This window comes from Trichocoleus sp. FACHB-46 (assembly GCF_014695385.1).
GTDB lineage: Bacteria > Cyanobacteriota > Cyanobacteriia > FACHB-46 > FACHB-46 > Trichocoleus.
In genome coordinates this window covers 39,268-46,516 of record NZ_JACJOD010000021.1, presented here as the reverse complement: position 1 = coordinate 46,516, position 7,249 = coordinate 39,268, and the positions used below count along the sequence as shown (strand labels likewise).

Here is a 7,249-nt window from a genome sequence, read left to right as displayed (position 1 = left end):
CAGATGGTAAACTGCCAGCTATTGTCGTAATTGGTGGCTTTGGCATTTCCTCGATTGCCCATCGCTGCTTGTGGAAACTGATAATCCCCACAAGGAATCAACTCATCCAATCGTGCCTTTTTAATGCCCTTAATTGATGAGCAATCCATGATGATGTCATAACCCTCTGCATCAGTGAGTTGAGCATCGGGCAGCAGTGTTCCCTTGGATAAGATAAGAAGCTAGCACGGGAACCGATTTCTTCACTTCCTTCTGCCCATTGCCTCCTCCAGGCAAACCGGAACTGAAACGGGCAGTTCTGTTCACCCCCTAAGTGACGAGCAAGCTGGGACGAAATCTTACCGTGGCAATCTCCAGTTTTATAGCGAGCATACTCTGGGTCATTGAAATCCACTATTTTGACCCGCAGGTTCTCTAATGTATCAGACCCCTTGTAGCAGTTACTCACCAGCAAAGAACCATACCGACAAGCGGCATCCGGCTCTGTTGCGAACAATCGCCGGATCTTCTTACGCAAGTCGTCATCTGCAAAGTAGTAACTGTTGCCAGAACTAAACGCCAACCGCCGCTGAATACCATCTGCAAATCGTCTCTCTTGCAGATGATTTGCAGATGGATTGCGATGATCAATTTTCACCAGCAGCAAAGATTGCAACTCCTCTGGTTCAAACATCTGCTCCAGCGAGGAGTTTTTAATAATCTCCGGTTCTGACAAATACCGTCCTTTTCCGTTATTGTGCGCCCCATCAAAGATCGGAATGCTGAGACCGGAACCTGCAATGACCCGTGTGGTCAGATCCATTACCTACAGTATGTGGTGTATACGTACTGTTCTCTTACCTAAAAGCGTTAGACTGTTTTCTAACTTTCACGCACAACAAAATTGACAAAATCAGCCATATGGCTATTTTTGATTGAGTAGGCAAGGAGGCTAATTATGCCGAGGCACATTAAGCGTCTAGAAAACGGTTTGCTGGTTCAGGCATACGATCGGGAACCCGATGATGAAAGCGAAGAACTCCTGACACCGGACGACAAGACGCAAGATGAATGCTACCCTCGCTTTGTTCACCTGAAGCCTGGGGAAAGCCTGGTGCTACCAGATGAATCCAAAACCACTACTTCTGCTTCCCGGTATCCTAGTCAGTACGAAGATTTGGACGAGTTTTTGAACAGTGATCCAGGGGCGATCGATAAGTTAGACAGCAGCAGTCAGTCTCGTCGCTTTGACTGGCGCTCTTATGAACCCGACGAATCTTTGTAGCAACTACTCCCAAAATATTATTTCTCCGCCCAATTAAGAGTGATCGCGACTTCTGCCTTTACCGGCACCCTCCTCAAGTACTGCTGTCCAGCCTGTTCCATTACCTGCTGGAGAATCTGTGCAGCCTGGTTTGCCATATTTTCTGGGGCTTCCAGCAAAATTTCATCATGCACCGTACCAATTAATCTGGCTCCCGTTTCCTTCAAGGCTGTAGGGAGTTTTGACAATGCGGCTTTGGTAATATCTGCGGCAGTGCCCTGAACTGGAGTATTCAATAACTCCGTCAGCTTTGGTTCATCTTGCCAGCGCCGGAGGCGATCGCCAATGGTTCGCATCTCCCTGGGCAACCGACGCTTAATGGCACCATGCCAGCGAGCAATTCCTTGGTACGCTTCAAAATATCGCCTCCGAAACGTCTCTGCCTGCTTCAGGCTCATCTGTACTCCATAGTTGTTGTAGGCGTACTCTGCCAGACCCTTTGATCCCATTGCATAAATCAGCCCGAAGTTGACGGCTTTGGCGGCCTGCCGCTCCGATTTCTCCACTTGATCGAGGGATTTACCCGCAATCAACGCTGCCGTCAGCCGATGCAGATCTTCATCGTTCTGGTAAGCCTCAATCATGCGGCGATCGCCACTCAGCTCAGCCGCAACTCGCAGTTCAATCTGAGAGTAATCTGCCACCACTAAGCGATAGCCGGGAGCCGCAATAAAGCAACTGCGAAAGACTTTATCTCTTGGAATCTGTTGCAGGTTGGGGTTACGACAAGACATACGCCCAGTGGCTGCGCCCATCTGCTGATAGTCGGGATGAATCCGACCCGTAATAGGGTGCACGTGCTTAGGCAAACTACTACCAAACGCTTGAACGGCTTTGGCGGCTTTACGGTAGTCCAGCAAGGCTCTGACGGGTGGATACTGTTCTGCTAGGGGAATCAGAGAAAGCTTACTAGTGTTCTGCACTGGCACACCCATCTGCTGGAGTGCCTCTAATACCTGCTGCTGACTGTCCAAATTGAGAGAAACTTCATTTCCCAAGAGATCGAGTTGGGCACTTAGCAGAACCGGTTGAAACTGTTGTCGCAATTCATCCGCCACTTGGTCTCTTCGCTGCTCCAGTTTTTGTCGTAGGGAATCCCACCGTGAGAGATCGAGCAGCATCCCGTTGAGTTCCATGTGGACGATCGCCTCCAGGCACTCAAATTCCAGCTTGGCAGTCTCGACCAAGCGGGCATTTTTCAGCTTAGGTTTCATTACCTCACGCAACCGAAGCAGGATTGCGGCATCACGCGCCGCATACTCCAATTGTTCTGAAGAGAGGCTGGGATGACTCCAATCACTTCGCTGTTGTTCTTTAGACAGGTCCTCTCCCAAATAAACCTTGACCAATTCCGCTAAGTTATACCCATGAGATCGCACACCTGCCTCTAGCAACTGGGCAGCCACCATCGTGTCAAACAACTTGCCACCCAGGGGTAGTCCTGCCTGTTGCAGAAATTTCAGATCAAACTTGGCATTCTGCAACACTTTGATGGATTTGCCTTGGAGCAGCGATCGCAAGGGAGCTAGAGCCTCGGGAGGTACTTTGAAGAGGTCCACGATCACCACGGGTTGATCTGCCCCAGCAATTTGGACTAAACGAATGCGATCTTTGAGCGGATCAAGCCCCGTCGTCTCCGTATCGATCGCCAAGGCCTCACAAGCCTGCAAGGGCTGGAGAGCTTCGGCCAGGGCCTGAGTCTCTTCCACCAGTCGGTAAGCCACTCCGTCTGGTCGCAGAACTACCGCATCCGCGCGATCGCTTCCGATTGCGAGATCTCCTGCAATTTCAGGGTGCGAGACCTCCGCTGGTTCTGAGCACGGGAGCAGACAATCGGAATCAATCGATTTCAACCCGGAAAAGGAATCACTACGACACCAAATACACCAGATCCCCTGCGCTTGACGGTAAGGATTGAGATACATCTCTTCAATCACCAGCACGGCGTCGAGGGGCACTCCTTCGGGGATGCGCTGAGCCTCAGGTCGTAACTGCAATCGTTGCCCTACGACAAACCCAGAAGGATGTCGAGGGCAGGAGGTGTTGAGGTCTCCAACCTCGGCTGAACGGACCAGCTTTGGCTTAGGCTGAGGAGCAGACTGGGGAGGAAGGGGGAGCGCAGTCGGTTTGCTTTCTAGAACTTGCGGCAGGGTGACGTGATCCTCGCTGGGTAACTCTTCTGAATTGCTACGGGTAGACCGAGACGCTGCGGCCAGCCGTCGAGCCATTTGGGGTGACAGCGACGGTGGGGTATACCAACTCTCAATCCAGGCTTCCATCTCGCTCTTGGCAGGCACAGGGGCTGGGCTGGGAGCCGGCACCTTGGCCTTGACCCGATTCCTCAAAAACTGCTGCTTGCGGGCCTTGGCCCAATCCATCAGCTCCGCATAGAACGGATCAGTGGCAGTGTTGGATTCCGCCTCAGGTGCAGCCGTGGTTGGACTAGAGATCTTCGAATTCATTGTCACCTCCCAAGTCAAGATCTACAGAAATAAAGCGGTGATAAGCTCGCTCGTAAACGAATAACGGCTCTGCCGTCATCCCCCCTCGGTTCTTGAGCAAACTGAGGCGGGCATAGGTGGCTTTCGCTTTTTCATTCAGGGGAAAGCGATCTCGCACCTCTTGAAGTTGTCGCAGTTTGGCGTAGTTTCCGGCGTAGCGTTCTTCGAGCAAGTCCACTTGATCTCTGGGTTGGTCGTTGCCGCGCTGGGCTTTCCCGGTCTGTAACAACATAATGCAGTCTGCCGCATGAGCAATCTTGAATGAGTCCCTGAGCGCTCCCATATCTAATGTCCCAGTGCGTAGCGCCTCCTGATAAGCCGCTTTGTTAATGTCACTAATGGCAATCACAGCGGTGTGGGTGTCCCGTGCTAATTGCTTCAGTCCTGTGGCGACTCTGGACACCCGCAGGACTTCATTAGCCCCAGAATCAAGACTTTCATCGCCACAGCACATCAGTTGCAGGTAATCCACGACCACCAGCACGGGAGCTTGTTTGTCTAAATTGGCGCTGCGTCTGACCTGGGCAATCACGCCTCGTAGATGCGCCACCGTGACTTCTGGACCCGCCTCCAGCAGGGTGAGGTGCTCGGCAATCTGCTGATCATAGGTGCGAATGGCGTGAGCGACTTGCTGTTTTAACCAGGAGGCATGGGGGTAATCTGGCTCATCCCAGTGCTTCGACTCAATCAATCCGGAATTGAGCCCAGCAATTCTGGCTAAAGCACTGACCCAAAGTTGCTGCCTCCCCATTTCAAAGGAAACGTACAGGACCGGGGTGCGCGCTTTGGCGGCTTCATCCGCACACCAAGCACACCAAGTTGTTTTACCCGACCCTGGAGGAGCTCCAATCACATACAAGCGCCCCGGATGCAATCCACCATTGAGGGCATGATTGAGCCAGTGAGCGGGCGTAGGAATCGCTGTCTGTGGTTTGCCAAAGAGATCGCGAATCAAATCCTGGCTGTAGGCGACCATAGGCAGCGTTTGAGCGGCACTGCGACGCTGGAGATTTTGCGATCCCTGGATCAAGGTTTCTAAGGTTTCCATCACAGGTTGGCCGCGATCGCTCAACCACTCCGTCGCTGTCGCCGCCTGTTCCTGGGCCAGTAACCGCAGCCCTGTCTCGCGCACATTGCTTAAATGCTCGACAAACGTTTCCCAACTACAGGGGGGTTGCGCCTGCAAGGCATCGAGATAAGCAGCGGCTTGATTGATCGCCTCGGTAGACAACGCCGAGGTTTGACCCCCAACTCGCTCCAACTGAGCCAAAATTAGGCTCGGAACCAGTTCTTTCCCCCCAGTTTCGAGCGCTACCAGGGCTTCCCAAAGGAAGCGATGCAAGTAAAGTGGAGGTTTTTTTGGGTCTAACGAGGATTCAGTGGCAATAAACCCTTCAGCGGGCAGGTCAGTTCCGAGCGCTTCCTGCATCCCCGCTTCTGGATGATACAGAATGTACCCCAACAATTCTTGCTCGGCGCGTCTAGCGGCCTCATTATTGCCATCGGGCCGCTCCCAGGGCCAGAAGGGGCAAGCATAGCCCGTACAGCCACCTCCGCGCACCAATTCTTGACTGGCTCGAATGTAGCTACAACTCCACTGGTACTCCTGGGGATTGCGGCTCGCAGAGGCATAAGTGCCATGAAAGTTGCGTAGCTTCGCTTCGAGGGTGAGCTTACTGGTAGGGTGATGCGGAGACGCTTCGGCCAACCGCTTGGCGAGGGAAACCACTTGAGCGCGCTCCAACCCTCGGGTGATGGCGTAACGAGACAAAGTGAGGTTGACAGCGTTGTAATCCTGGTCTGTTGGTGCCCCTTGATGGAGGAGGTACTGAATGCAGGCGGGATGATCGTCTGATTCAAGCATTGAAAAGTTAGCAGCGTTGGGCGGTTGAGTTTTTGGAGTGGTTTGAAAATCTGCAACGTCTGTAGAAGTCTGAATTTCTGGCAACTTCGCTTCTGCTATTCGTGCGATCGCAGCCGGACTCATCGGCTCAAATTGTGCCATCAAAGAAGATTGGTCTTCAGGGACCACCGGAAAGCCTGCGTCCCACTCGGCTTGGAGGGGTAGAAATCCGTTGCGCTTGCCACTGATTTGATGAACGCCACAGGGTAGGCGAATGGGTCGGCCAGAGGCTTTGCCATCTGGGGCAATCGTGGCGGTGGCTGGGTAGATTTCCTTGGGCTTGTAACCTGCCAGGTAACAGAGATTTTGCAGCGATCGCATCCAAGTGGCCCCAGGTAGAGGCGCTTGGGCGAAGAGCCAGAGATGAAAACCTCGGCGACCACTAAATTCTAAGTAGGTCGATAAATTGCGCTCATGAGCCGCCTGCTGCACCCGTTGAGCCAGATGCAAAACTGCCTGAAGCGCCTGAGCATCGGAGCCATCTTTAGGGGCATCAAAGTCAATACAACCCGCTTTGGCGACATTCGTGCCAGGTTGCAGTAACCGGATTGAGATGGTTTGTCTGCCTTGACAATGGGCAAACACAGTCTCGGGAGTCAGCGATCGCTCGTACTGCGATTGCAACACATCAGCGGCTTGCCACACCGCGTAAAGTTGTTGGTGCTCATGGAGAATCAGACGATAAAGCTGTTGGATCAGCGCAGTTGCGGAATCGGGCAGCATGAGTTTTAACCTTAGTCGCGCCTCAGGGGAAAGACCCTGCACTGGAAAAGCACCTCGATGGCGCGGCGTTTTTATTGCCTTAAAGAATAGCAAGGGCTCCGGAACGTAGCCGGAGCCCTTGCTGGATCAAGATCATTAGAATTATTAGACATGTAACCAAAATCTGAAACTCTTACTGCGAGGGGAATTCAAAGATTTTTTTGTAACTTTCGAGCTCAACCTGGGGTATTTTTGGGACGCACCTGGGGTATTTTTGGGACGCACCTAAGGTATTTCTTTGTAACCTTCACAAAAGAGCGCTTCAGAACTGGTTAGTCAATAGCTACATCCTTGAAAGCTGGGAGTTTGAGGGATTAGCTGGATGGTTACAAAACGATCTCCAACTGGCTATTTGTAACACTTGGCTCTCAGGGGAGGCATTCCCCACAAAACCTATCCCTTTGTAACCTTTGGTTGTAACCTAGGGTATTTTTGTAACCTTGCTACTTTAGCTTTGAGGTTGACTCGCAGGCATTTTCAATCTGAGCGGATGTAACCTTCAGGCACAACTTGGGGTATTTTGCTGCTTCACTCAGGACTCTGTAACTATTGGGCTGGACTAAGGGTATTTCTGAGCGCTTCAGACTATCAGGTAGTAGCGTTCGCAGCGTAACTATGAGGTTGCCACTGGGTATTTCTGAGTTTTGCCGCAACTGTAACTTTTAGATAGAACCTAGGGTATTTTTAATCAGTTATAGGTTGTAACTTTTGGTCTGTGCCAGGGGGATCGGCAACCCATTCCAAAACTCACTCAAGCAGTTGAGTATTTTGCGAAGCTAG

General features: G+C 52.0%; 4 protein-coding genes. 1 reads left to right on the top strand and 3 read right to left on the bottom strand.

All coding sequences use genetic code 11. From position 1 onward, the window contains the following. Positions 1-97: 97 nt before the first annotated feature. Positions 98-802, bottom strand: a complete 705-nt coding sequence (locus H6F72_RS12165) for a hypothetical protein (protein WP_199299060.1) — start codon at positions 800-802, stop codon at positions 98-100. Between the two features lie 135 nt (positions 803-937). Between H6F72_RS12165 and H6F72_RS12160 the strand changes: the two genes are divergently transcribed. Next, the gene (locus H6F72_RS12160) at positions 938-1,264 is read left to right on the top strand and encodes a hypothetical protein (protein ID WP_190435411.1); all 327 of its coding nucleotides are present in this window, start codon (positions 938-940) and stop codon (positions 1,262-1,264) included. A gap of 17 nt (positions 1,265-1,281) precedes the next feature. On the opposite strand, the gene H6F72_RS12155 is transcribed toward H6F72_RS12160, so the two are convergent. Further along, on the bottom strand, positions 1,282-3,765 hold the full coding sequence (locus H6F72_RS12155) for a bifunctional 3'-5' exonuclease/DNA polymerase (RefSeq protein WP_190435408.1): 2,484 nt from the start codon (positions 3,763-3,765) through the stop codon (positions 1,282-1,284). Further along, positions 3,746-6,430, bottom strand: a complete 2,685-nt coding sequence (locus H6F72_RS12150) for a DnaB-like helicase C-terminal domain-containing protein (protein WP_190435406.1) — start codon at positions 6,428-6,430, stop codon at positions 3,746-3,748. The genes H6F72_RS12155 and H6F72_RS12150 overlap by 20 nt, the downstream gene beginning before the upstream one ends. Positions 6,431-7,249 lie beyond the last annotated feature (819 nt).